This is a genomic window from Streptomyces sp. NBC_00459 (assembly GCF_036013955.1).
Taxonomy (GTDB): Bacteria; Actinomycetota; Actinomycetes; order Streptomycetales; family Streptomycetaceae; genus Streptomyces.
On sequence record NZ_CP107903.1, the window covers coordinates 2,514,738 to 2,535,689 of the forward strand.

The following is a 20,952-nucleotide window of genomic DNA, read 5'->3' on the forward strand; positions in this document are numbered from 1 at the left end:
AAGACCAAGGGCACCCCCGAACCCTTACCGACGAGGGAACCCCCTTCGACTGAGGAAGGCGGCGACATGACCGACCCCAAGGCCATCCAGCCGAGCGAGCTCGACCAGCTTCCCGACCGCGACCCCGAAGAGACCGCCGAATGGCAGGCCTCTCTGGACGCGGTCACCAAGGCGGCCGGGCCGCACCGTGCCGCGTATCTGATGCGCCGCACACTGGAGCGCGCCGAGGGCAACGGCATCGCGCTGCCCAAGCTCCTGGAGACGGACTACGTCAACACCATCCCCACCGCCGCCGAGCCCTCGGCGGCCGGCGACGAGGCGATGGAGCACCGGATCACCGCCTGGAACCGCTGGAACGCGGCGGCCATGGTGAGCCGGGGCAGCAAACACGGCGTGGGCGGCCACATCGCCACCTTCGCCTCGGCCGCCTGGCTGTACGAGACCGGCTTCAACCACTTCTTCCGAGGCAAGGAGGGCGACGGTTCCGGTGACCAGCTGTACATCCAGGGCCACGCCTCCCCCGGCATCTACGCCCGCGCCTTCCTCGACGGCCGCCTGAACGAGGGCCACCTCGACAACTTCCGCCGCGAGTCGGGCGGCGACGGCCTGCCGTCCTACCCGCACCCGCGCCGGCTGCCCTGGCTCTGGGAGTTCCCGACGGTGTCGATGGGCCTCGGCCCGCTGTCGGCGATCTACCAGGCACGCTTCAACCGGTACCTCACCAACCGCAACATCAAGGACGTCTCCGCGTCCCACGTCTGGGCGTTCCTCGGCGACGGCGAGATGGACGAGCCGGAGTCGACAGCCGCCCTCGCGCTCGCCTCCCGCGAGGGCCTGGACAACCTCACCTTCGTCATCAACTGCAACCTGCAGCGCCTCGACGGGCCGGTCCGCGCGAACTTCAAGATCGTGCAGGAGCTGGAGGCACAGTTCCGGGGCGCCGGCTGGAACGTGATCAAGACCCTGTGGGGTACGGCCTGGGACGAGCTGTTCCAGCTCGACACCACGGGCGCGCTCGTACGCAGGCTCCGCGAGGTTCCGGACGCCCAGGTGCAGACGTACCAGACGCGCGACGCCGCCTACATCCGCGCCGACTTCTTCGGCAAGGACCCGGCGCTCGCCGAGATGGCGAAGCTGCTGAGCGACGACAGGATCCTGGAGTGTTTCCACCTCTCGCGCGGTGGTCACGAGTCCCGCAAGGTGTACGCGGCCTACAAGGCGGCGGTCGAGTTCAAGGGCGCGCCGACGGTCATCCTGGCCCAGACGGTCAAGGGCTTCACCCTGGGCGAGGGCTTCGCGTCGAAGAACGCCAACCACCAGATGAAGAAGCTGACGGTGGACGAGTTCAAGCAGATGCGTGATCTGCTCGAACTCCCCATCTCCGACGCGCAGTTCGTCGACGGTGTGGTTCCCTACGGCCACCCGGGCGCCGACTCCCCCGAGGTCCGCTACCTCCAGGAGCGCCGCGCGGCCCTCGGCGGCCCGGCCCCGGCCCGCCGTACCCAGCCGCTGTCCCCTCTCCCCGCTCCGGCGGAGAAGGCGTTCACCTCGTTCGACAAGGGCTCCGGCTCGCAGAACGTGGCGACGACGATGGCCTTCGTACGCCTGGTCAAGGACCTGGTCCGCGACAAGGAGACAGGTCGGCGCTGGGTGCCGATCGTCCCCGACGAGGCACGCACCTTCGGCATGGAGTCGCTGTTCCCCTCCCTCGGGATCTACTCCCCCAAGGGCCAGACGTACGAGCCGGTCGACCGCGACCAGCTGATGTACTACAAGGAGGCCAAGGACGGCCAGATCCTCAACGAGGGGATCACCGAGGCCGGTTCCATGGCGGACTTCATCGCCGCGTCGACGTCGTACTCGACGCACGGCGAAGCGATGATCCCGTTCTACATCTTCTACTCGATGTTCGGCTGGCAGCGCACAGCCGACCAGATGTGGCAGCTCGGCGACCAGCTCGGCCGCGGCTTCCTGGTCGGCGCGACGGCCGGCCGTACGACGCTGACGGGCGAGGGCCTCCAGCACGCGGACGGCCACTCCCCGGTGATCGCCGCGACGAACCCGGCCGCGCTGTCGTACGACCCGGCCTTCGCGTACGAGGTGGCGGTGATCGTGCGTGACGGTCTGCGCCGCATGTACGGCGAGACGGCGCCCGGCGAGGACCCGAACGTCTTCTACTACCTGACCGTCTACAACGAGCCGATCCCGCAGCCCGCGAAGCCGTCGGCCCCAGGGCTCGACGAGGCCATCGTCAAGGGCCTGTACCGCTTCAACACGGCGGAGTCGGCGGGGCTCTCACCGGTCGCCAACGCGCCGCGCATCCAGCTGCTCGGCTCCGGTACGGCGATCCACTGGGCCCTGGAGGCGCAGCGGCTGCTCACCGAGGAGTGGGGTGTGGCGGCGGATGTCTGGTCGGCGACGTCCTGGACGGAGCTGCGGCGCGACGCCCTCGACGCCGACGCGGCGCTGCTGCGGGGCGAGGAGCGGGTGCCGTACGTCCGTCAGGCCCTTCAGGGGGCCGAGGGGCCGGTGCTGGCGGTGTCCGACTACATGCGTCAGGTGCCGGACCAGATCGCCCAGTGGGTCGAGCAGGACTACTCGTCACTGGGCGCGGACGGATTCGGCCTGTCGGACACACGTGCCGCGGCACGCCGACACTTCGGGGTCGACGCGGAGTCGATCGTCGTGGCGGCGCTGGCGCAGTTGGCCCGGCGGGGCGAAGTCAAGGCGACGGCGGTGAAGGAGGCGCGGGAGCGGTACGGGTTGTAGGGGGCGGGTTTGCCCACCCGCCCGCCCGTCTCGGCCCGTTCGCCAGGCACCGTTGGACCTCTTTGTGCCGGCCGGCACTTCCAGCCCGTCCGGCGGTTGAGGACAAGGCCCGTTCAGGGCCGGTGGGGGGCCTGGGGGCGCAGCCCCCAGGAACGGGATGGGATGGGTAGGGGCGGCGGGGGCGAGGAATCCCTCCCCGCACCCCCAGGCATCATGAACCCATGCGTGCTGCCCGCCTCATCAAAATGGTGCTGCTGCTCCAGTCCAGGCCCTCCATGACCGCCGCCGAGCTGGCCCGGGAGCTGGAGGTGTCCGAGCGCACCGTCACCCGGGACGCGCAGGCCCTGTCCGAGGCGGGCGTGCCCGTGTACGCCGACCGGGGGCGGGCCGGCGGATACCGGCTGATCGGCGGATACCGTACCCGCCTCACCGGACTGGCCCGCGGCGAGGCCGAGGCACTGTTCCTGAGCGGAGTACCGGGCGCCCTGCGCGAGATGGGGCTGGAGGACGCCGCCTCGGCGGCCCGCCTCAAGGTGTCCGCCGCCCTCCTGCCCTCCCTCGGCGACGCCCCCCGCACAGCCGCCCAGCGCTTCCATCTGGACGCGCCCGCCTGGTTCAGCGAGCCTTCGACTCCCGAGTCGCTGTCCGCCGTCGCGGAGGCGGTGTGGGAGGACCGGCCGGTCCTGGCCCGCTATCGGCGCGGCGGCCCTGGGGGCACCGACGTGGAGCGGGAGCTGGAGCCGTACGGGCTCGTTCTCAAGGCGGGCGTCTGGTATCTGTGCGCCCGGGTGGCGGAACACGCGGGTCCCGGGCCCGGGTCCTTCCGGGTGTACCGCGTCGACCGGTTCACCTCCGTCCAGATCTCCGGCCGCCGGGGCCCCGGCGAACGCTTCACACGCGACGCCGGCTTCGACCTGCCCGCGTTCTGGGAGGAGCGGGCGGAGCAGTTCGCGCGGTCGATCCTGTGCGCCGAGGTCGTCGTACGGCTTTCGGCGGAGGGGGCGCGCAGGCTGCCGTACACCGTCGATCCCGCGTCCGCCCGGGACGCGCTGTCGGCCGGCGGCGAGCCCGACGAGCGGGGCCGGGTCACCGTGACGCTCGCCGTGGAGTCGGCGGAGGTCGCCCATACGCAGCTGTCCGCGCTCGGGCCGGAGGCGGAGGTGCTGGCGCCGCCGGAACTGCGGGCGCGGTTCGCGCGGGACGCGCGGCGGCTGGGGGCGATGTACTCCGCCTCGCCTTGAGGCCCGCGGGCCTGTACACCCCATCACCTGTTTTCCCCTGTTTTCCCTCAAGGAGGCCCTGGCGTTCACGCCGGGGAGGAATCGCATCCGGGTGTCGTGATGTTGGCCCCCCATCGAGGCGACGCGAACGTATGTTCCTGTGATCGCTGGTCGGGGTGAGGCTGGGGGATCGGGGTCTGTTTGTGCGGCTGTCGTACGTATGGTCCTTCAGGGGGTTCAGGACGGCACGGTGTCCCGGCCGGGGAGCGTGAGAGGGCGAGATGGCGCAGGTGAGGGCGGCTGCGGAGGTGGGGCATGCCCGCTACACCTACCGGTTGCGCGTGTCGTGTTCTGCTGGCGCCGCTCTGGCGGCGGAGTGGGACCGATGCCGGTGGGTGTGGAACGAATGTGCTGCCAAGTCCAGGGCCGTGCATCTGCACAACAAGGCCACCGGCCAGAAGGCCACGTGCGGTCCGGCTCAGCTCGACAGGATGCTGACCGAAGCCCGCGCCCGTACACCGTGGCTGCGTGAGGGCTCGTCCGTTGTCCAGCAGCAGGTCATCCGTGACGTCGGCCGCTCCCGAGCCAAGGCGCACAAGGACATCAAAGAGCGCCTGCCCATGGCACGCCGCGCGGGTATGCCCACCTACAAGAAGAAGCACGAGGCGCTGACGACCCTCAACTACACCAAACGTGGCTTCCGGTTGAAGGCCGGCCGACTGCACCTGGCGGGCGGCATCGTCCTGGCGGTGGTGTGGTCACGGGAACTGCCGGCCGAGCCGTCCTCAGTGCGCGTCTACCAGGACAGCCTCGGCCACTGGTACGGCTCGTTCGTCGTGCCCGCCCAGGTCCAGCCCCTGCCGGAGACCGGACACGTCCTCGGCGTCGACTGGGGCGTGAAGGAGACCGCGACCACCACCTCCGATACCCACGACCTGCCGCACGCCGGGCACGGCAAGAAGGCGAAGGAGAAGCTGACCCGGTACGACCGGATGATGGCCCGCCGTAAACCGAAGAAGGGCCCGCCCGGATCGAAGGGCTACCGCGAAGCGAAGAAACTGCGGGCGAAGGCGCACAAGAAGGTCGCCAGGCAGCGTGCGGACACCGGCCGCAAGTGGGCCAAGAAGGTCGTCCGCGACCACGACGCCATCGCCGTCGAGGACTTCCGCCCCAAGTTCCTCGCCAAGAGCACCATGGCCCGCAAGGCTGCCGACGCCGCCATCGGGGCCACCAAGGCCGCTCTGATCGAGATGGGCCGCAAACACGGGCGGGACATCCGCCTCGTCCACCCCGCGCACACCACGATGGACTGCGCACACTGCGATGCGAGAGCCAAGCACGCACTGCCGCTGGGTGAGCGCACCTACACCTGCACCACGTGCGGAAACGTGTCCCCACGGGACAAGAACTCCGCACACGTCATGCTCGTCCGGGCTGGTCTCAACCCGGCTGGCGCTGACGGCAGAAGACCCCCTGGAGCGCTGCTCCAGGAGGCGGCCTGAGCCAGAAATCCCCTCCCCTTCAGGGAGGGGAGGATTCAAATCCGCGTATCTCCACGTGCGTCCCTCCGTTCCAGGGCCGATGCTGGACCCGTGATGGACGAGACGGAGTTCTGGAAGCTGGTGGACGCGACCCGTGAGGCCGCCGAGGGTGACCCCGAGGATCAGGCCGACCTGCTGGTCGAGCAGTTGCTCCAGCTCGACCCCGACTCGGTCCTCGACTTCGCCCGGCATTTCGAGGCCCGCTACAACCGGGCCTATCGCTGGGACCTGTGGGGCGCCGCCCGCGTGCTGATCGACGGGGCAGACGACGACGCCTTCGACTTCTTCCGGTGCTGGCTGATCGGCCAGGGCCGTGAGGTGTTCGAGGGCGCCCTGCACGGCGACCCGGACTCGCTCGCCGATCTCCTGGACGACTTCGACCCGGAGATCGACGGGGACGGCGAGGAGTTGGGCTACGCGGCCGACGAGGCGTACGAGCAGCTCACCGGCACCGTCGCCCCTGATCTGGGTATTCCGCCCGCGTCGGCGGAGCCCGAGGGGACGCCGATCGCCCTGGCGGACGAAGGGGCGCTCGCCGACCGGTATCCCAAGCTGTGGCAGCGCTTCAAGGGCGGCTGAGGAGCCGCCTCTCAGGCCGCCGTGGCGCGGCGGCGCGTCGGGTCCGACGGGATGTACGCCTGCTGCGGGTGGTCGGCCCGTACGGCGTGGTGATGGTGCATGGGGGCCGCGTTGGCCTGGTCGAGGGCGGATGCCGTGACCGCCGCCGGGCCCAGGACGACCGTCGCCACCGCGCAGAGCACGGTCCACGGACCCCGCGCACCCCCGGCCCAGCCGCCGGAAGACCTCTTGCCGTCGGCCCGCTCCACGGGGTTCGTACGACTGCTGCTGCTCATGATCCCCACCTCCAGTCAGTGCGTACGACGAAGGTAGGACCGGGAGTTGGGGCACCTCGTTGAATGCGCTGTGGTGTACCTGTGAGCCCGCGTCGGCTGCTGTCCTCGGCTCAGCGGCGGCCCTGCAGACGCGCGGCCATCTGTCTGATCGCCGGGAGGCGTGCCGTGAGGGCGGCGCCGGGGCAGCTCGTCATGTATCCGGCGTTGTGGCCCGCCAGGGCGGGCAGGGTGACGGCGGTGCCGGACGCCCAGCGGCTGAGGTCGTTGCTGGAGACGAGGCGTGCGCCGGCGCGCGGGTCGGTGCCCGAGAGACCGAGTTTCCAGGCGGCGAGGGCGGCGATCGCGTCGGTCATGGCCTGCGGCACGGGCACGCCCGCGGTGAAGGTGCCGAGGGCGGCGATGCCGGCGGTGCGATGGTTGAAGCCCTGGGTGTGGGCGCCGGTGACGGGGCGGTCGACGCCGCCCGCGCGGCCTTCGTAGACGGTGCCGCAGCGGTCGACGACGAAGTTGTAGCCGAGGTCGTCCCAGTCGCGGGAGTCGACCTGGCCGACGTACAGGTAGCGGATGATGCGGGGCGCGTCGGCGCAGTCGTAGCCGTTGGGCGAGTCGGTGTGGTGGATGAACACGGCGACGACCCGGTCGTCGTAGCGCGGCGGCGGCTGCTCGCGTTCGGCGTCCGCGATCCAGGCGGTACGGGGCACGATGCGCGGCTTGGCGGCGGAGTGGGAGACGGCCGGACGGGTCACGACCGGGTGTGCCCGGCGCGAGGTCGTACGGTCGACGCCGGCCGCGCACAGGACCAGTCCGACGGCGGCGGCGATTCCGGGCAGGCAGGCGAGCACCACGCGGGCGGCGCCCGGTACGCGGCGGACACGCGAGTCACCCATGGACCCCTTGGACCCCATGAGCCTCACTGTTGGTCAGTACGGTTCCGCCCGCGATGTGTGGTGTGCCACTTGGTGGAACCAACGTCCTGTTCCGGGACGTTTTTACAGGTCCAGGTGTCTGATGCGCGCAGGTGACTGATCGGCGACTGATCACCGGGCCCGTCCCGCGCGTACTACCGCATGCGAGGCGTGTGTACGGGGGACCGAAGGGTCCAGGAGAGAGGCGGCCGGAGTGGACCTGCTCGACATCCTGCTGTTGCTGGTGATCGTCGGCTATGCGGCGTCCGGTTACCGGCGTGGCCTGGTGGCGGGCTGTGTGTCTCTGGCCGGGTTCGTGGGCGGCGCCGTCATCGGGGTGTGGGTGCTGCCGTGGATCATGGAGCTGGTGGCGGCGGGGACGCCCGCGGCGACGGTGACGGCCGTGCTCACGGTGCTGGTGCCGGCCGTGGTGGGCCACGAACTGATGGGCAGGTTCGCGCTGAGGCTGCGCCGCGAGCTGGACCGGGGGCCGCTGCGGGTCACCGACGGGGTCGGCGGGGCCGTTGCCAACGCGGTCGCCGTGCTGATGGTGGCCTGGGTGGCCGCGAGTGTCCTGGGCGCCTCCTCCTCACCGGTGGTCACGACGGCGATCCGGGACTCGGCGCTGCTCGGCGCGGTGCAGGACGCGATGCCGGAGACCACCCCGACCTGGTTCTCACGGGCCACGTCCGCGCTCACCCAGGCGGGCTTCCCCCAGGTCTTCAACCCCTTCGAGAACGAACCGGCGACGAGTGTCGCCAAGCCCACCGGGGACAGCGTCACGGCGAGCGCGACGAACGCGGCCAAGTTGAGCACGGTCAAGATCGAGGGTGTCGCCGGCAACCAGGGCCGCGAGGGCAGCGGTTTCGTGTACGCGGCCCGGCATGTGATGACCAACGCCCACGTGGTGGCGGGTATCGACAACCCGACGGTCCGGGTCGGCGGAGTCGGGACGGCGCACGAGGCCCGGGTGGTGCTCTTCGACCCCGAGAAGGACGTGGCCGTGCTGTACGTCCCCGATCTGCGCGCGCCCGTCCTGCGCTTCGACGACGCCGCGAAGCGGGGGGACTCGGCGGTGGTCGCGGGCTATCCGCAGGACGGCGACCTCAATCTGCAGGCCGCCACGGTCGCCGACAAGGTGCGGGCGAGGGGCCAGAACATCTACAACAGCGAGACGGTGACCCGCGAGATCTACTCGATCCGCTCGACCGTCCGCCCGGGCAACTCCGGCGGCCCGCTCCTCACCACCGACGGCAAGGTGTTCGGCGTGGTCTTCGCCCGCTCCACGTCCGACGACGAGACGGGTTACGTCCTGACGGTGGACGAGGTCTCCGACGACGCCGAACGCGCGGCGACCTCGACGGCTGCGGTGGACACGGGCGACCTGGTCACGTCGTAGCCACCCGCGCCCGGGTCGCTACAGGGTCCGGCCCATGAGTACGTCGTCCACGTACTCCCCGTCCAGCAGGAACTCCCCCGGCTGGATGCCCTCGACGACGAAGCCCTCCGACTCGTACAGCCTGCGGGCCGGGGTGTTGGGCCCCAGGACGCGCAGCGAGAGACGCAGGGCGCCCCGGCGGCGGGCCTCGGCCACGGCGGCCCGGACCAGCAGCCGCCCGACGCCCGTGCCGCGCGCCTCGTCGGCGACGGCGAGCCCCTGGATCTGCCGGACGTGCGCGTTCGACGCGAGCGGAGTGGGCCGGGCGAGCCTGATGTAGCCCACGATCCGGCCGTCCCCGGTCACGGCGACGAGGTGGTCCTGCGGTTCGGAGTTCTCGTTGAAGAACGGCTTGTACGGCGGTCTGGCCCGGGGTGTGACGGAGTGCAGGGTGGACCAGGCGGCCCGGTCGAGCCTGCCGAGGGCCTCGTCGTCGTCGGCCAGGGCGACGCGCACGAAAGTCTCGTGGCCGGCCGAGGACCCCTGGCCCTCGTGTCCGTCGTACGGCTGATGCGGTCGGTGCGGTTCGGGCGGCATGGGGATCACTCTAGAACGGGGGTACGACGACGGGCCCGGGGCAGGTGGAGCAGGATGGGGGCATGGAACGCTCGCGAATCGCGGTGGCCGGTGCGTCCGGTCTCATCGGTACGGCCCTGGTGCGGTCCCTGACCGCCGACGGGCACGAAGTCACCCGCCTGGTACGGCATGCGCCCCGGACGAAGGACGAGGTCCGCTGGGACCCCGAACGCCGGACGATCGACGCTGCCGGTCTCGCGGGCTGTACCGCTGTGGTGAACCTGGCCGGGGCGGGGGTCGGGAGCCGGCGCTGGACGGACGCGTACAAGCGGACGATCCGCGACAGCCGTGTGCTGGGCACGGCGACGCTCGCCGAGGCCGTCGCCTCGCTGGACGAGCCGCCGCGGGTCTTCGTGAACGGCAGCGCGATGGGCTACTACGGGGAGACCGGCGACCGGGCCGTGGACGAGGACTCCCCCGCGGGGGACGGCTTCCTGCCGTCGGTGTGCGTGGAGTGGGAGGGGGCCGCGGGCGCCGCCGAGGAGGCGGGCGTACGGACGGTCTTCGTGCGGACCGGGCTGGTGGTGGCGCGCGGCGGCGGGGCCTGGGGAAAGCTGTTTCCGCTGTTCAAGGCGGGCCTGGGCGGACGGATGGGGGACGGCTCCCAGTACTGGTCGTTCATCGCGCTGCACGACGAGGTGGCGGCGATCCGGCATCTCATCGACACCGACGGGCTGTCCGGGGCGTTCAACCTGACGGCGCCGCAGCCGCTCACCAATCGCGAGATCACGGCGGCGATGGGGCGCGTGCTGGGGCGGCCGACGCTGTTCACGGTGCCCGCGCCCGTGCTGCGGCTGGTGCTGGGCGAGATGTCGGGGGACGTGCTCGGCAGTGCTCGGGTGCTGCCGAAGCGGCTGCTGGAGTCCGGGTTCACGTTCGCGTTCCCGGAGATCGAGGACGCGATCCGGGCGGCGCAGGCCTGATCCTCCTCCGCGCCCCTGGCCCGCACCCTGGGTGACAGGGTGCGACCGTATGCGACCGGTGTGCGACCGTGCCCTGTTCATGCGCGACTTCCGTCTGCCACGATCAGTCCTACTCTCGATCCGAACTCGCTTATCCCGTACGCCTGTTGGGGCAACGGTGCCCTGGCCGGCCGCGCCACCGCGATCGAGGGAGGGCACGTGCTTGAGCCCGCGTACCAGGCGGACGTCGTCATCGTGGGAGCCGGGGTCGCCGGACTCGCGGCGGCCCATCGGCTGACCAGCGCAGGAGTAACGACCGCGGTCCTGGAGGCCGCCCCTTACGTCGGCGGCCGGATGGCGACCGAGAAGGTCGACGGTTTCCGGCTCGACCGGATCGGGCAGCTGCTGTCCACGTCGTATCCCGAACTGCGGCTGACCCCCGGCCTCGACGCGCTCGTCCTGCGGCCCTTCGCACCGGGTGTCCTGGTGCACAGCGACGGACGCCGGCACCGCGCGGGCGCCCCGCTGGGCGGAGGGGGCGCACGGGGCGCACTCGGCGCTGTGCGCGCCCTGGCAAGCGCCCCGAGGCCGCCGAGGACGGCGAGGTCCCCCCGGTTGACGGCATCGGCGAGGGCGCGCACCGGCGCACAGCTCGGCGGGGCAGTGGGCGGGGCGGTCGACCAGGCCCGGCTGGGCGCCGCGCTGAGCCGCCTCGCCGGGATTCCCGTGCAGCGACTGCTGGCCCGCCCCGAGCTGCCGGCCGCCCACGCCCTGGCCAACCGCGGTCTGCCCGCCCGCACCGTCGAGGGCTTCCTGCGCCCGCTGCTCGCCGCGCTGCTCTGCGACCCCGAGCTGACCACGTCGAGCCGGTGCGCGGATCTCGCGCTGCGGGCGTTCGCGAGCGGCCGGCTGTGTGTGCCGGAGGGCGGCGCGGAGACGCTGCCGGAGCTGCTCTCGCGGGCGCTGCCGCCCGGCACGGTGCACACCGGGGTCCGGGTCACGTCCATCGCCACGAACCTCGTGACCACCGCCGACCACGGCGAACTGCGCTGCCGGGCCGTCCTGGTGGCGACCGACGCGCGCGCCGCCGCCGGTCTGCTGCCCGGCCTGCGCGTACCCGGGTTCCACCCGGTGACCGTCGTCCACCACACGGCCGACGAGGCGCCCGCGACCGGCGCGTACCTGCTCCTGGACGCGGATCGCGGGGGCCCGGTCGCGCACACGGCGGTGGTCAGCCGTGTGGACCCGTCCCGGTCCCCCGCAGGCCGCCCGCTGATCTCGTCGACCGTGCTGGGCACCCCTCCGCAGGACGTGGACGCAGCCGTACGGGCCCATCTGTCCAGCCTCTACGGGGTGTCGACCGCGCGCTGGGAGACGCTGGCCGTGCACCACACCGCCGAGGCGGTGCCCGCGATGCGCCCGCCGCACGACCTGCGCCGCCCGGTACGGCTGCTGGCAGGCCTGTACGTGTGCGGCGACCACCGGGACACGAGCACGGTCCAGGGTGCCCTGCACTCCGGGCACCGGGCCGCGTCCGCGATCCTGACGGATCTGGGCGCGGGCCCGATGCACGTGGCGGAGCCCCTGCGGACGACAGCGGCGGAGGAGGAGGAAACCGACGGAGCGGAGGAAGCGGCAGCCGCGTGAGCTATCCGAACGCGGCGATCCTGTCGCGGTACCCCCTGACCGGTGCCGCGTCCTTGTAGGGCTCCAGGCGCCGCTCGAAGTCCCGTACGTACTCGATCGCCCGCACCGAGCGCATCTCGGTGGCCGCGCCGGCCGCCTCGGCGCCCAGCTGACAGGCCTGGTCCAGCTCGCCGAGGCCCAGTCGGGCCGAGGCGAGCACGACGCGGCAGAAGAGGCGGCTGCGGGCGAAGGCGGGGGCGCGCAGCTGGAGCGAGCGTTCCGCGTGCTGGGCGGCGGCGCGGAACTGCTGGAGGTCGCGGTGGCAGTGGCCGAACTCGTCGGCGAGCTGTGCCTCGTCGAAGAACCGTGCCCAGTGCGGGACTTCGTCGCCGGGCCGGGCCGCTTCGAGGGCGCGCTCGGCCCGTACGAGGGAGGCGGTGCAGGCCCGGACCTCGCCCAGCACCCCATGGGCCCGCGCCTCGCAGGCGTGCAGCAGTGACTGGACGACGGGCGGCGCGGTGGTGCCGACGCCCTGCTGGGCCACCCGCGCGAGCTGGACGGCCTCCCGCCCGTGCCCGAGATAGACGGCCTGCCGGCTCATGGTGGCCAGCACGTACGAGCCGTACGCCCGGTCCGCCGCCGCCTGCGCGAGCCGCAGCGCCTGTACGAAGTAGCGCTGGGCGAGGCCGTGCGCCGCGATGTCGTACGACGTCCAGCCCGCGAGCCGGGTGAGGTCGGAGGCCGCCGCGAACAGCCGGCGGCCCGTCTGCTCGCCGTACGTGCCGCGCAGCATGGGTTCGGTCTCGTGTTCCAGGTAGCGGACGAGGGCCTGCCTGGCGTGGCCGCCCCCGTAGGCGTCGTCGAGGGTGCGGAACAGCTCGCCGACCGAGCGGAGCGCGGCGATGTCACCTCCGGTGACCTTCTGCCCGGGCCCGCGTTCGGCCTGGCCGCGCTGCCGGGGCACGCCGGGGCGCCCCTGTACGGGCACCCTGACGACGGGCTGGTCGCCGCGGCCGACCCGGTCGTCGGGCCGGCCGATCAGCCAGTCCCGGCTGGGCACGACGAGTCCGGCCGGGGTGAAGGCGATCTTGCGCAGCTCGGCATGGCTGCCGGAGTCCTTGCGCCACAGCCCGCTGACGATGTCGACGGCCTCCTCGGGGGTGGCCGCGAACTCCAGCCCCGCGTAGACGGGCGCGCAGGCGTCGAGCCCGAGGTCCTGGGCGGTGAGCCGTCGTCCGAGGCGCCTGGTGAACACCTCGGCGATGAGCGCGGGGGTGGTGCCGCGCGGCTGCTGCCCTCGCAGCCAGCGGGTCACCGATGTCTTGTCGTATCTCAGATCAAGGCCGTGTTCGAGACCGAGCTGGTCGACCCGGCGGGCCAGACCTGCGTTGGAGAATCCCGCTTCTGCGATGAGCGCGGCGAGCTGTCGATTGGGCGTGCGCTGCGCGGGTCGTTCCGTCATCTGCGGTGCGGTCTCCTGCCTTCGGGCCCTCTGATGTGCCCGGATTGCTGGTGAGCAGCCCTATTTGGCCTCGTGAACGGCGCGAATGTAGCGGAGCGTAAGCAGCCGATCGCACATTCCGCCGTACATTCATCCGATCGTGTGAGAATCGGGCGTCGGACTGACGGGGATCGACCGGACGTACAGTGGCTTGGGCGCATTACGTGCCTGACGCACAGCTGCTGGGAAGTTGCGGAAACAGCCAGGGAGGCGCCCCCGTGAGTGGTGAGTTGCGGTTCGTCCGGATGGGATTCGGTGCCGACGGCGTCGAGTACGTCGACTACCAGGTGGCCTGGGACGAGCAGCGCCGGGTGCACGCGGCCCGTTTCGCGGACGAGGTCCCCGACACCTGCCTGCTCCTCGAACACCACCCGGTCTATACGGCCGGCCGGCGCACCGACCCGAGCGAGCGCCCCCTCGACGGCACTCCGGTCATCGACGTGGACCGCGGCGGCAAGATCACCTGGCACGGTCCGGGCCAGCTGGTCGGCTACCCCATCCAGAAGCTGCCGCGTCCGGTGGACGTCGTGGCGCATGTACGACGGCTGGAGGACGCGCTGATCCGTACCTGTGCGGAGTTCGGGGTGGAGACGTCCCGGGTGGAGGGGCGCAGCGGGGTGTGGGTACTGGGCGATCCGGTGGAGCAGCGGCCCGCCGTGCTCGGGGGTCTCTCGCTGGATCTGGACCCTCGCCTGACGGACGACGAGTTCGACCCCCGGCTGAACGGGCCGGAGTACGCGCCGTCGAACGCCGGGCAGCGCCGGGAGGACCGCAAGCTGGCGGCGATCGGGATCCGGGTGGCGAAGGGGGTCACGATGCACGGCTTCTCGCTGAACGTGAACCCGGACAACGTCTGGTTCGACCGGATCATCCCGTGCGGGATCCGGGATGCGGGGGTCACGTCGCTCGCGAACGAGCTGGGGCGGGATGTGACGGTGGGGGAGGTTCTGCCGGTGGTGGAGCGGCACTTGCGGGAGGTACTGGAGGGCGCGGAGCTGCGGGCGAGGGTGGTCGAGGGGGCTTCGGCGTAACCGGGCCGCCCCCGTACCGCCCCTGGGGGCTGCGTCCCCAGACCCCCTCTTCGGCCCTGAAGGGGCCTCGTCCTCAAACGCCGGACGGGCTGAACGGGAATGCACCCCCGGTCCCGAAGGTTGCCCACCTCGTAGGGCGGGAAGCGCACGGGCGTACCCTGGTGTACGCCGAAGAATCGAAGCTACAGGGAGCCATCGTGTCCGCAGTCGCACCCGACGGACGCAAGATGCTGCGCCTGGAGGTCCGGAACGCCCAGACCCCCATCGAGCGCAAGCCCGAGTGGATCAAGACCCGGGCGAAAATGGGTCCCGAGTACACGAAGATGCAGAACCTCGTGAAGAGCGAGGGCCTGCACACCGTCTGCCAGGAAGCCGGCTGTCCCAACATCTACGAGTGCTGGGAGGACCGCGAGGCCACCTTCCTCATCGGCGGCGACCAGTGCACCCGACGCTGCGACTTCTGCCAGATCGACACCGGCAAGCCCGAGGCGCTCGACCGCGACGAGCCCCGCCGCGTCGGCGAGTCCGTGGTCACGATGGACCTCAACTACGCCACCATCACCGGCGTCGCCCGCGACGACCTGGAGGACGGCGGCGCCTGGCTGTACGCGGAGACCGTGCGCCAGATCCACCAGCAGACCGAGGGACGGGAAGAAGGCCGCACCAAGGTCGAGCTGCTCGCGCCCGACTTCAACGCCGTACCGGAGCTGCTGGCCGAGGTCTTCTCCTCCCGGCCCGAGGTCTTCGCGCACAACGTCGAGACGGTCCCCCGCATCTTCAAGCGCATCCGCCCCGGCTTCCGCTACGACCGCTCGCTCAAGGTCATCACCGACGCCCGTGACTACGGTCTGGTCACGAAGTCGAACCTGATCCTCGGCATGGGCGAGACCCGCGAGGAGGTCAGCGAGGCGCTCCGGCAGTTGCACGAGGCCGGCTGCGAGCTGATCACCATCACGCAGTACCTGCGACCGACCGTCCGGCACCACCCCGTCGAGCGCTGGGTCAAGCCGCACGAGTTCGTCGAGCTGAAGGAGGAGGCCGAGCAGATCGGCTTCTCCGGGGTCATGTCCGGCCCGCTGGTGCGTTCCTCGTACCGCGCCGGCCGCCTCTACCAGATGGCCGTCGAGAAGCGTGGTTCGTACATCGCCTCGCAGGCGGTCTGAGCGGGACCCAGGTCCCGGTACGGCGCCTGACGCACCGTCACCTTTCCTGCCCGACAAGGGTGCAGCAGACGTGTGAATTCGCGCACAAGTGACTACCCACCAGTAACGGCCGATTCCGTGCGGTCTTGACCGTCCTCCCAGTTGAGGGCATACGTCAGGGCCGCATCGGCGTTTTCGCCTTCCGTATCAGTGCTTCATCGGTGTTTGACCGGCAGGTCACGCCCTGGTAACACCAATCAGTGAGCCTGGCTTCACACGATGTGCACGCCTACCCAGAGCCGTCCCGAGGGGGGACCTCCACCATGCAGACCGCGCCCGTCCGTGCCACACCCATTCCGTCGTTCACCGAAGCACTGCGCGCAGTCGAGTCGTTGCTCATGAACAGCGGCCAGCGCACCGCCCGCCAGAACGCCTGGACCTCCGTCCAGGAGGACCGTCGCCGCGCCAAGGACCGGGTCGAGGCGCAGCGCGTCCTCGAACAGGCCCTGGCCACCTACTCCTGACCACCGCTTCCACACCTCCCGGCCGTCTCCCGGCGACACCGCCGTCGTCGGCGCTTCCCAGGCCACGTAGACTTCACGGCATGGCGAGGAAGGAAACCGCGGCGGACGCCGCGAACCCCGGGCGACTCAAGCAGATCGCCCTGACGTACAAGATGACCCGCAAGGCCGACAAGATGATCGGTCTTGTACTCGCGGCTGTCGGAATTCTCACCCTCGGTGTCTTCCTTGCGATCGGCTTCTTGATCGGTCACCCGATCTATCTCGGCGTTCTCGGCCTCCTGCTCGCCTTCCTCGCGACGGCGATCGTGTTCGGGCGCCGGGCCGAGCGGGCCGCCTTCGGGCAGATGGAAGGTCAGCCGGGTGCCGCTGCGGCCGTGCTGGACAACATCGGCCGAGGCTGGACGACGACTCCGGCGGTGGCGATGAACCGCAGCCAGGACGTGGTGCACCGCGCGGTCGGCAAGGCCGGAATCGTGCTGGTCGCCGAGGGCAACCCGAACCGGGTGAAGAGCCTGCTGGCCGCCGAGAAGCGGAAGATGGCCCGCATCGTCGCGGACGTCCCGGTGCACGATCTGCTGGTCGGCACGGGTGAGGGCCAGATCGAGCTGAAGAAGCTCCGCACGACCATGCTGAAGCTGCCCCGCGTTCTCGCCGGCCCCCAGGTGACCGCCACCAACGACCGGTTGCGCGCGATGGGCGACCTGATGAGCAACATGCCGGTGCCGAAGGGCCCGATGCCCAAGGGGACGCGCATGCCGCGCGGCGGCAAGATGCGCTGACGCGAGCGACCGCGCACGACGACCAAGCAACCTCGTACGACGATGGGGGCGCCCGGATCACTCCGGGCGCCCCCATCGTCGTACGCCGTGCCGCGCCGTGCCACGCCGGGGACGGACGCGCTAGATGCGTACTTCCACGGTGCGGGCCAGCCGGTCGTGCAGGCCGCGGCCGTCGCGGTCCCAGATCAGGGGCGGCAGGGCGAGGAAGAACAGGACCGTGCGCAGCGCGGCGCGCGGAGGACTGACGCGGCCGGTGTCCAGGGCGACCACCCGCAGGCCGAAAAGCCGCTTGCCCGGGGTGTAGCCGAGCGTGCCCAGCGTGAGCAGGAGCAGCGCGAGGAGAATGAGCGGCGCCCAGACCTGCGCCGCCTCGTTGTAGCTGTCCGTGATGAGGCCGTATGCGATCAAGAGGCACAGGCCCCAGTCGACGGCCAGGGCGCCGAGCCGGCGGCCCGGGCGGGCGATCGAGCCGGGGCCCTCCTCGGGCAGACCGAGCTGTTCGCCGCGGTATCCGAAGTCGACACCGGCTTCCTCCGCGGCTGCGCGAGGTCCGGAGAGCCACGATCCGATTGCGTCCCTGTTGTCCACCCGACCACCGTACTGCGCGTGAATTTCGATACCCACAGGTGGGTCGCCCGGCCCGGGTCCGGTTAACTTGGTCGAAACAAATGGGTCATGCCTGAGAAATCACCTGTCCCTAAGGTCGGATCCAACGTGTGCCACCGCACTGGCCGCACGAACGAACTACCACCCCGGCACGGACGGCCGGGAGTAGGAGGAGCTGGATGTTCCAGAACGCCGACGAGGCCAAGAAGTACATCGCGGACGAGGACGTCAAGTTCATCGACGTCCGCTTCTGCGACCTGCCGGGTGTGATGCAGCACTTCACGCTGCCGGCGACGGCCTTCGACCCGGACGAGGAACTTGCCTTCGACGGCTCCTCGATCCGCGGCTTCCAGGCCATCCACGAGTCCGACATGGCGCTCCGCGCCGACCTGTCCACGGCGCGGGTCGACCCGTTCCGCCGTGACAAGACGGTCAACATCAACTTCTTCATCCACGACCCGATCACGGGCGAGCAGTACTCCCGTGACCCGCGCAACGTGGCCAAGAAGGCGGAGGCGTACCTGGCGTCGACCGGTATCGCGGACACCGCGTACTTCGGTCCCGAGGCCGAGTTCTACGTGTTCGACAGTGTGCGCTTCGCGACCGGCGCGAACGAGTCCTTCTACCACATCGACTCCGAGGCCGGCGCCTGGAACACCGGTGCGGTCGAGAACAACCGTGGTTACAAGGTCCGCTACAAGGGCGGTTACTTCCCGACCCCGCCGGTCGACCACTTCGCCGACCTGCGTGCCGAGATCTCCCTGGAGCTGGCCAACTCCGGCCTCCAGGTCGAGCGCCAGCACCACGAGGTGGGCACCGCCGGCCAGGCCGAGATCAACTACAAGTTCAACACGCTGCTCGCCGCGGCCGACGACCTCCAGCTCTTCAAGTACATCGTGAAGAACGTGGCCTGGCGCAACGGCAAGACCGCGACCTTCATGCCGAAGCCGATCTTCGGTGACAACGGCTCGGGCATGCACGTGCACCAGTCGCTGTGGACGGGCGGCTCGCCGCTCTTCTACGACGAGGCCGGTTACGCGGGCCTGTCGGACATCGCCCGCTACTACATCGGCGGCATCCTCAAGCACGCGCCGTCGCTGCTCGCCTTCACCAACCCGACGGTGAACTCGTACCACCGTCTGGTCCCGGGCTTCGAGGCGCCGATCAACCTGGTGTACTCGCAGCGCAACCGCTCCGCGGCCATGCGTATCCCGATCACGGGCTCCAACCCGAAGGCGAAGCGCGTCGAGTTCCGCGCGCCCGACTCCTCCGGCAACCCGTACCTCGCCTTCTCCGCGCTGCTGCTGGCCGGTCTGGACGGCATCAAGAACAAGATCGAGCCGGCCGAGCCGATCGACAAGGACCTGTACGAGCTGGCTCCCGAGGAGCACGCGAGCGTGGCGCAGGTCCCGACGTCCCTCCCGGCCGTCCTCGACTCGCTCGAGCGCGACCACGAGTTCCTCCTCCAGGGCGACGTGTTCACGCCGGACCTGATCGAGACGTGGATCGACTTCAAGCGCACGAACGAGATCGCGCCGATCCAGCTGCGTCCGCACCCGCACGAGTTCGAGCTGTACTTCGACGTGTGATCCACCCGCTTCACCAGCACTTCAGGGCCGTCCCCGCGAGGGGGCGGCCCTGCCGTGTGTTTGGGCTGATCGATACCTTTTCCCGCTTCACAGACCGGCCACAGTCAAGGGATCATCCTTGTCTATTGTTCAGACGGTTGTTCGAGTCAGGTAGGGGAGAGGGAACGGGGATGTCCGAACAGGACGACGTGGAGCGGGAGTTCGACGTCAGATGGGCCGACAACGCCGAGCACAAGGAGCCCTCCGCACGGGCCCGGATGCTGGCCGCGCGGTGGAAGGAGAACCCGCCGGAACCGGTGCCGTTCCGAGGGGAGCCCGACTACAGGGGACCGCGTCGGTCGTCGTGGGTGTCGACGGCGGTCGTACTGGGGTGTGTGGCCGCGGTGATCCTGCTTCTGGGGTACGCGAACTTCCGGGCTCCGTACTAGGGAGCGGGACGGGCATGCGCGAGGACATCAGAGGCGGCGAAGCGGCGGCTCGACGGCTGGCCGAGGGGGCCGCGCTGTCGGACGTGCTCGATGCCGGGGACCCGATGGACTGGCTCGCGCTGGACGCGGGCACCCGGTCCTGGTCCCACTGGCTTCCGCCGGAGCTGCTGCCGACCCTCGGCGAGGTCGAGAGCCGACTCCCCCGGCCGTCCGGACTCCCCGAGGCCCGTCTCGCGCTCGCCCTGTGCCACCGCGACGGGCGGGTGCGTGCGGCGGCTCTCGGTCAGGCGGTGCGGTGTCCCGGGCTGTGGCCGCTGGTCGTCGTCCGCACCGCCGACTGGGTGCTTCCCGTGCGGGAGCGTGCCCGGGAGGTGCTGCGGGCGGTCCTCGACCTGGACGCGGCCGTCCGCCTCGCGCCGCTGATCCTGCTCGGCGCTCGACGCGACCGGGGTGTCTTCGCCGTCGATCTGCTCGACGAGGTGCTGCGCCGGTCGCCCCGCGAGCGACTCGTGCCGCTGTTCACCGACCGCGCCGTACGCCGGTACGCATACCGTCTGGCAGTCGACGAACGGCACTTCTCCCCCGCCGAACTCGCCCGCGCCGCCGCCCACGACACCGACCCCGTCGTCCAGAACCTCTGTGCCGAGGCCGCCTTGGCCGCAGTGCCGGACAGCGATGCGGCGGGCGCTGTGGACGGCGGGGTGCTCGACGCGCTGCTCGGCGCGCGCGGGCCCCGGGTGCGGTCCGCCGGGGTGACCGCGCTGCGGCGGGCCGGGCAGGGAGAACGGACGGAGGGGTTCCTCGGCGACCGGTCGGCGCTGGTGCGGGCCTGTGCACGGTATGTCGTACGGCAGTCCGGGGGTGATCCGCGGGCCTGGTACCGGCACCGGTGTGCCACGCCGGGTGATCCGGCACTGTCCCCCGGTGCGGTCGCCGGGCTGGCGGAGTGCGGGGAGCGCGCCGACGCGGAGCTGCTGTGGCCGCTGCTCGGCCATCCCGCCCCCGGGGTGCGGGCGCGGGCGGTGGCGGGTCTGCGCACGCTGGACGTGACCGACGTACGACGGCTGCGGGCGCTGCTCGACGACCCGGAGCCCGGTGTGGTGCGGGAGGTGACCCTGGCGCTTCTGCCCTTCGCACGGTCGCTGGACACCGACCGGCTGGCGGAGCGGCTGGGCGACGGGTCGCCACGACATGCGCGGGTGGCCGCGTTCCGGCTGCTGGACGCGCACGGCGGGACGGCACGGCTGCGGGCGGCGGTCGCGCTGCTCGACGATCCGGACGTCCGGCTGCGGGGCCGGGCCGCGCACTCGGTGCGCAGCTGGACTCCGGCTCCGGATGCGCCGCGAGGGTCGGCGGAGGTGGGCGAACTGCTCGGCCGGGCGCAGCACCTGCTCGGTGAGTCCGCGCTGAGGACGCTGATGTGGGAGGCCGGCGTCAACCGCTGAGCTTTGCCGGGCCCAGGACCGATCGCGACCGCTTCATGGGACGGGGCGGGTGCACACTGGGCAGTGGGGCGAGTGC

The 20,952-nt window shown here is 71.1% G+C and carries 19 protein-coding genes; 14 read left to right on the plus strand and 5 right to left on the minus strand.

The window, feature by feature from the left end:
• The first annotated feature begins 66 nt into the window (after positions 1 to 66).
• From aceE to OHN74_RS11030, 4 genes are all read left to right on the plus strand, one after another.
• Positions 67 to 2,769: a pyruvate dehydrogenase (acetyl-transferring), homodimeric type gene (gene aceE, locus OHN74_RS11015; RefSeq protein WP_327694365.1), complete on the plus strand. Its 2,703-nt coding sequence runs from the start codon at positions 67 to 69 to the stop codon at positions 2,767 to 2,769.
• 221 nt (positions 2,770 to 2,990) lie between these two features.
• Positions 2,991 to 4,010 (plus strand): helix-turn-helix transcriptional regulator, encoded by a 1,020-nt coding sequence (locus OHN74_RS11020; RefSeq protein WP_327694367.1) that lies wholly within the window; start codon positions 2,991 to 2,993, stop codon positions 4,008 to 4,010.
• Between the two features lie 260 nt (positions 4,011 to 4,270).
• Positions 4,271 to 5,491, plus strand: a complete 1,221-nt coding sequence (locus tag OHN74_RS11025) for an RNA-guided endonuclease InsQ/TnpB family protein (protein WP_327694368.1) — start codon at positions 4,271 to 4,273, stop codon at positions 5,489 to 5,491.
• 93 nt (positions 5,492 to 5,584) lie between these two features.
• Entirely contained in the window at positions 5,585 to 6,109 is a 525-nt protein-coding gene (locus OHN74_RS11030; RefSeq protein WP_327700072.1) for a DUF4240 domain-containing protein, read from the plus strand.
• 11 nt (positions 6,110 to 6,120) lie between these two features.
• Here OHN74_RS11030 and OHN74_RS11035 read toward each other — a convergent pair whose 3' ends face one another.
• Both OHN74_RS11035 and OHN74_RS11040 read right to left on the minus strand, forming a co-directional pair.
• Positions 6,121 to 6,384 (minus strand): hypothetical protein, encoded by a 264-nt coding sequence (locus OHN74_RS11035; RefSeq protein ID WP_327694369.1) that lies wholly within the window; start codon positions 6,382 to 6,384, stop codon positions 6,121 to 6,123.
• A 110-nt stretch (positions 6,385 to 6,494) separates the two neighbouring features.
• Positions 6,495 to 7,271 (minus strand): peptidoglycan recognition protein family protein, encoded by a 777-nt coding sequence (locus tag OHN74_RS11040; RefSeq protein WP_327694370.1) that lies wholly within the window; start codon positions 7,269 to 7,271, stop codon positions 6,495 to 6,497.
• Between the two features lie 232 nt (positions 7,272 to 7,503).
• Here OHN74_RS11040 and OHN74_RS11045 point away from each other — a divergent pair, with 232 nt between their 5' ends.
• Positions 7,504 to 8,688, plus strand: a complete 1,185-nt coding sequence (locus tag OHN74_RS11045; protein WP_327694371.1) for a MarP family serine protease — start codon at positions 7,504 to 7,506, stop codon at positions 8,686 to 8,688.
• A gap of 18 nt (positions 8,689 to 8,706) precedes the next feature.
• Here the strand turns inward: OHN74_RS11045 and OHN74_RS11050 are convergent, their stop codons facing one another.
• Positions 8,707 to 9,264 carry a GNAT family N-acetyltransferase gene (locus OHN74_RS11050; RefSeq protein ID WP_443060367.1) on the minus strand — a complete coding sequence of 186 codons (558 nt, stop codon included), beginning with the start codon at positions 9,262 to 9,264 and terminating at the stop codon, positions 8,707 to 8,709.
• A gap of 62 nt (positions 9,265 to 9,326) precedes the next feature.
• Between OHN74_RS11050 and OHN74_RS11055 the strand changes: the two genes are divergently transcribed.
• Complete coding sequence (locus tag OHN74_RS11055; protein WP_327694373.1) at positions 9,327 to 10,226, plus strand: TIGR01777 family oxidoreductase; 900 nt, start codon at positions 9,327 to 9,329, stop codon at positions 10,224 to 10,226.
• Positions 10,227 to 10,424: 198 nt separating this feature from the next.
• On the plus strand, positions 10,425 to 11,852 hold the full coding sequence (locus OHN74_RS11060) for an NAD(P)/FAD-dependent oxidoreductase (RefSeq protein WP_327694374.1): 1,428 nt from the start codon (positions 10,425 to 10,427) through the stop codon (positions 11,850 to 11,852).
• A 1-nt stretch (position 11,853) separates the two neighbouring features.
• Here the strand turns inward: OHN74_RS11060 and OHN74_RS11065 are convergent, their stop codons facing one another.
• Positions 11,854 to 13,293, minus strand: coding sequence for a regulator (locus OHN74_RS11065; protein WP_327694375.1), 1,440 nt, complete (start codon positions 13,291 to 13,293; stop codon positions 11,854 to 11,856).
• A 284-nt stretch (positions 13,294 to 13,577) separates the two neighbouring features.
• Here OHN74_RS11065 and lipB point away from each other — a divergent pair, with 284 nt between their 5' ends.
• The 4 genes from lipB (at position 13,578) to OHN74_RS11085 (ending at position 16,808) form a co-directional block, all read left to right on the plus strand.
• Positions 13,578 to 14,363: a lipoyl(octanoyl) transferase LipB gene (gene lipB / locus OHN74_RS11070; RefSeq protein ID WP_327700073.1), complete on the plus strand. Its 786-nt coding sequence runs from the start codon at positions 13,578 to 13,580 to the stop codon at positions 14,361 to 14,363.
• A gap of 197 nt (positions 14,364 to 14,560) precedes the next feature.
• The gene (lipA, locus tag OHN74_RS11075; RefSeq protein ID WP_327694376.1) at positions 14,561 to 15,526 is read left to right on the plus strand and encodes a lipoyl synthase; all 966 of its coding nucleotides are present in this window, start codon (positions 14,561 to 14,563) and stop codon (positions 15,524 to 15,526) included.
• Between the two features lie 302 nt (positions 15,527 to 15,828).
• Positions 15,829 to 16,029 (plus strand): SCO2195 family GlnR-regulated protein, encoded by a 201-nt coding sequence (locus tag OHN74_RS11080; protein ID WP_327694378.1) that lies wholly within the window; start codon positions 15,829 to 15,831, stop codon positions 16,027 to 16,029.
• Positions 16,030 to 16,109: 80 nt separating this feature from the next.
• Positions 16,110 to 16,808: a DUF4191 domain-containing protein gene (locus tag OHN74_RS11085; RefSeq protein ID WP_327694379.1), complete on the plus strand. Its 699-nt coding sequence runs from the start codon at positions 16,110 to 16,112 to the stop codon at positions 16,806 to 16,808.
• Between the two features lie 120 nt (positions 16,809 to 16,928).
• Here OHN74_RS11085 and OHN74_RS11090 read toward each other — a convergent pair whose 3' ends face one another.
• Positions 16,929 to 17,396, minus strand: coding sequence for an RDD family protein (locus OHN74_RS11090; RefSeq protein WP_327694380.1), 468 nt, complete (start codon positions 17,394 to 17,396; stop codon positions 16,929 to 16,931).
• Positions 17,397 to 17,593: 197 nt separating this feature from the next.
• Between OHN74_RS11090 and glnA the strand changes: the two genes are divergently transcribed.
• From glnA to OHN74_RS11105, 3 genes are all read left to right on the plus strand, one after another.
• Positions 17,594 to 19,003 (plus strand): type I glutamate--ammonia ligase, encoded by a 1,410-nt coding sequence (gene glnA / locus OHN74_RS11095; protein WP_327694381.1) that lies wholly within the window; start codon positions 17,594 to 17,596, stop codon positions 19,001 to 19,003.
• 170 nt (positions 19,004 to 19,173) lie between these two features.
• Complete coding sequence (locus OHN74_RS11100) at positions 19,174 to 19,431, plus strand: SCO2583/SCO2584 N-terminal domain-containing protein (protein ID WP_327694382.1); 258 nt, start codon at positions 19,174 to 19,176, stop codon at positions 19,429 to 19,431.
• A gap of 14 nt (positions 19,432 to 19,445) precedes the next feature.
• Positions 19,446 to 20,876: a hypothetical protein gene (locus OHN74_RS11105; protein ID WP_327694383.1), complete on the plus strand. Its 1,431-nt coding sequence runs from the start codon at positions 19,446 to 19,448 to the stop codon at positions 20,874 to 20,876.
• Positions 20,877 to 20,952 lie beyond the last annotated feature (76 nt).

Coding starts and splice junctions, on each gene's coding strand:
- OHN74_RS11020 (WP_327694367.1), top strand. CDS start 2,991: ATGCGTGCTGCCCGCCTCATCAAAATGGTGCTGCTGCTCCAGTCCAGG.
- OHN74_RS11100 (WP_327694382.1), top strand. CDS start 19,174: ATGTCCGAACAGGACGACGTGGAGCGGGAGTTCGACGTCAGATGGGCC.
- aceE (WP_327694365.1), top strand. CDS start 67: ATGACCGACCCCAAGGCCATCCAGCCGAGCGAGCTCGACCAGCTTCCC.
- OHN74_RS11080 (WP_327694378.1), top strand. CDS start 15,829: ATGCAGACCGCGCCCGTCCGTGCCACACCCATTCCGTCGTTCACCGAA.
- OHN74_RS11065 (WP_327694375.1), bottom strand. CDS start 13,293: ATGACGGAACGACCCGCGCAGCGCACGCCCAATCGACAGCTCGCCGCG.
- OHN74_RS11050 (WP_443060367.1), bottom strand. CDS start 9,264: ATGCCGCCCGAACCGCACCGACCGCATCAGCCGTACGACGGACACGAG.
- lipB (WP_327700073.1), top strand. CDS start 13,578: ATGGGATTCGGTGCCGACGGCGTCGAGTACGTCGACTACCAGGTGGCC.
- OHN74_RS11025 (WP_327694368.1), top strand. CDS start 4,271: ATGGCGCAGGTGAGGGCGGCTGCGGAGGTGGGGCATGCCCGCTACACC.
- OHN74_RS11105 (WP_327694383.1), top strand. CDS start 19,446: ATGCGCGAGGACATCAGAGGCGGCGAAGCGGCGGCTCGACGGCTGGCC.
- OHN74_RS11030 (WP_327700072.1), top strand. CDS start 5,585: ATGGACGAGACGGAGTTCTGGAAGCTGGTGGACGCGACCCGTGAGGCC.
- OHN74_RS11040 (WP_327694370.1), bottom strand. CDS start 7,271: ATGGGTGACTCGCGTGTCCGCCGCGTACCGGGCGCCGCCCGCGTGGTG.
- OHN74_RS11085 (WP_327694379.1), top strand. CDS start 16,110: ATGGCGAGGAAGGAAACCGCGGCGGACGCCGCGAACCCCGGGCGACTC.
- OHN74_RS11035 (WP_327694369.1), bottom strand. CDS start 6,384: ATGAGCAGCAGCAGTCGTACGAACCCCGTGGAGCGGGCCGACGGCAAG.
- glnA (WP_327694381.1), top strand. CDS start 17,594: ATGTTCCAGAACGCCGACGAGGCCAAGAAGTACATCGCGGACGAGGAC.
- OHN74_RS11055 (WP_327694373.1), top strand. CDS start 9,327: ATGGAACGCTCGCGAATCGCGGTGGCCGGTGCGTCCGGTCTCATCGGT.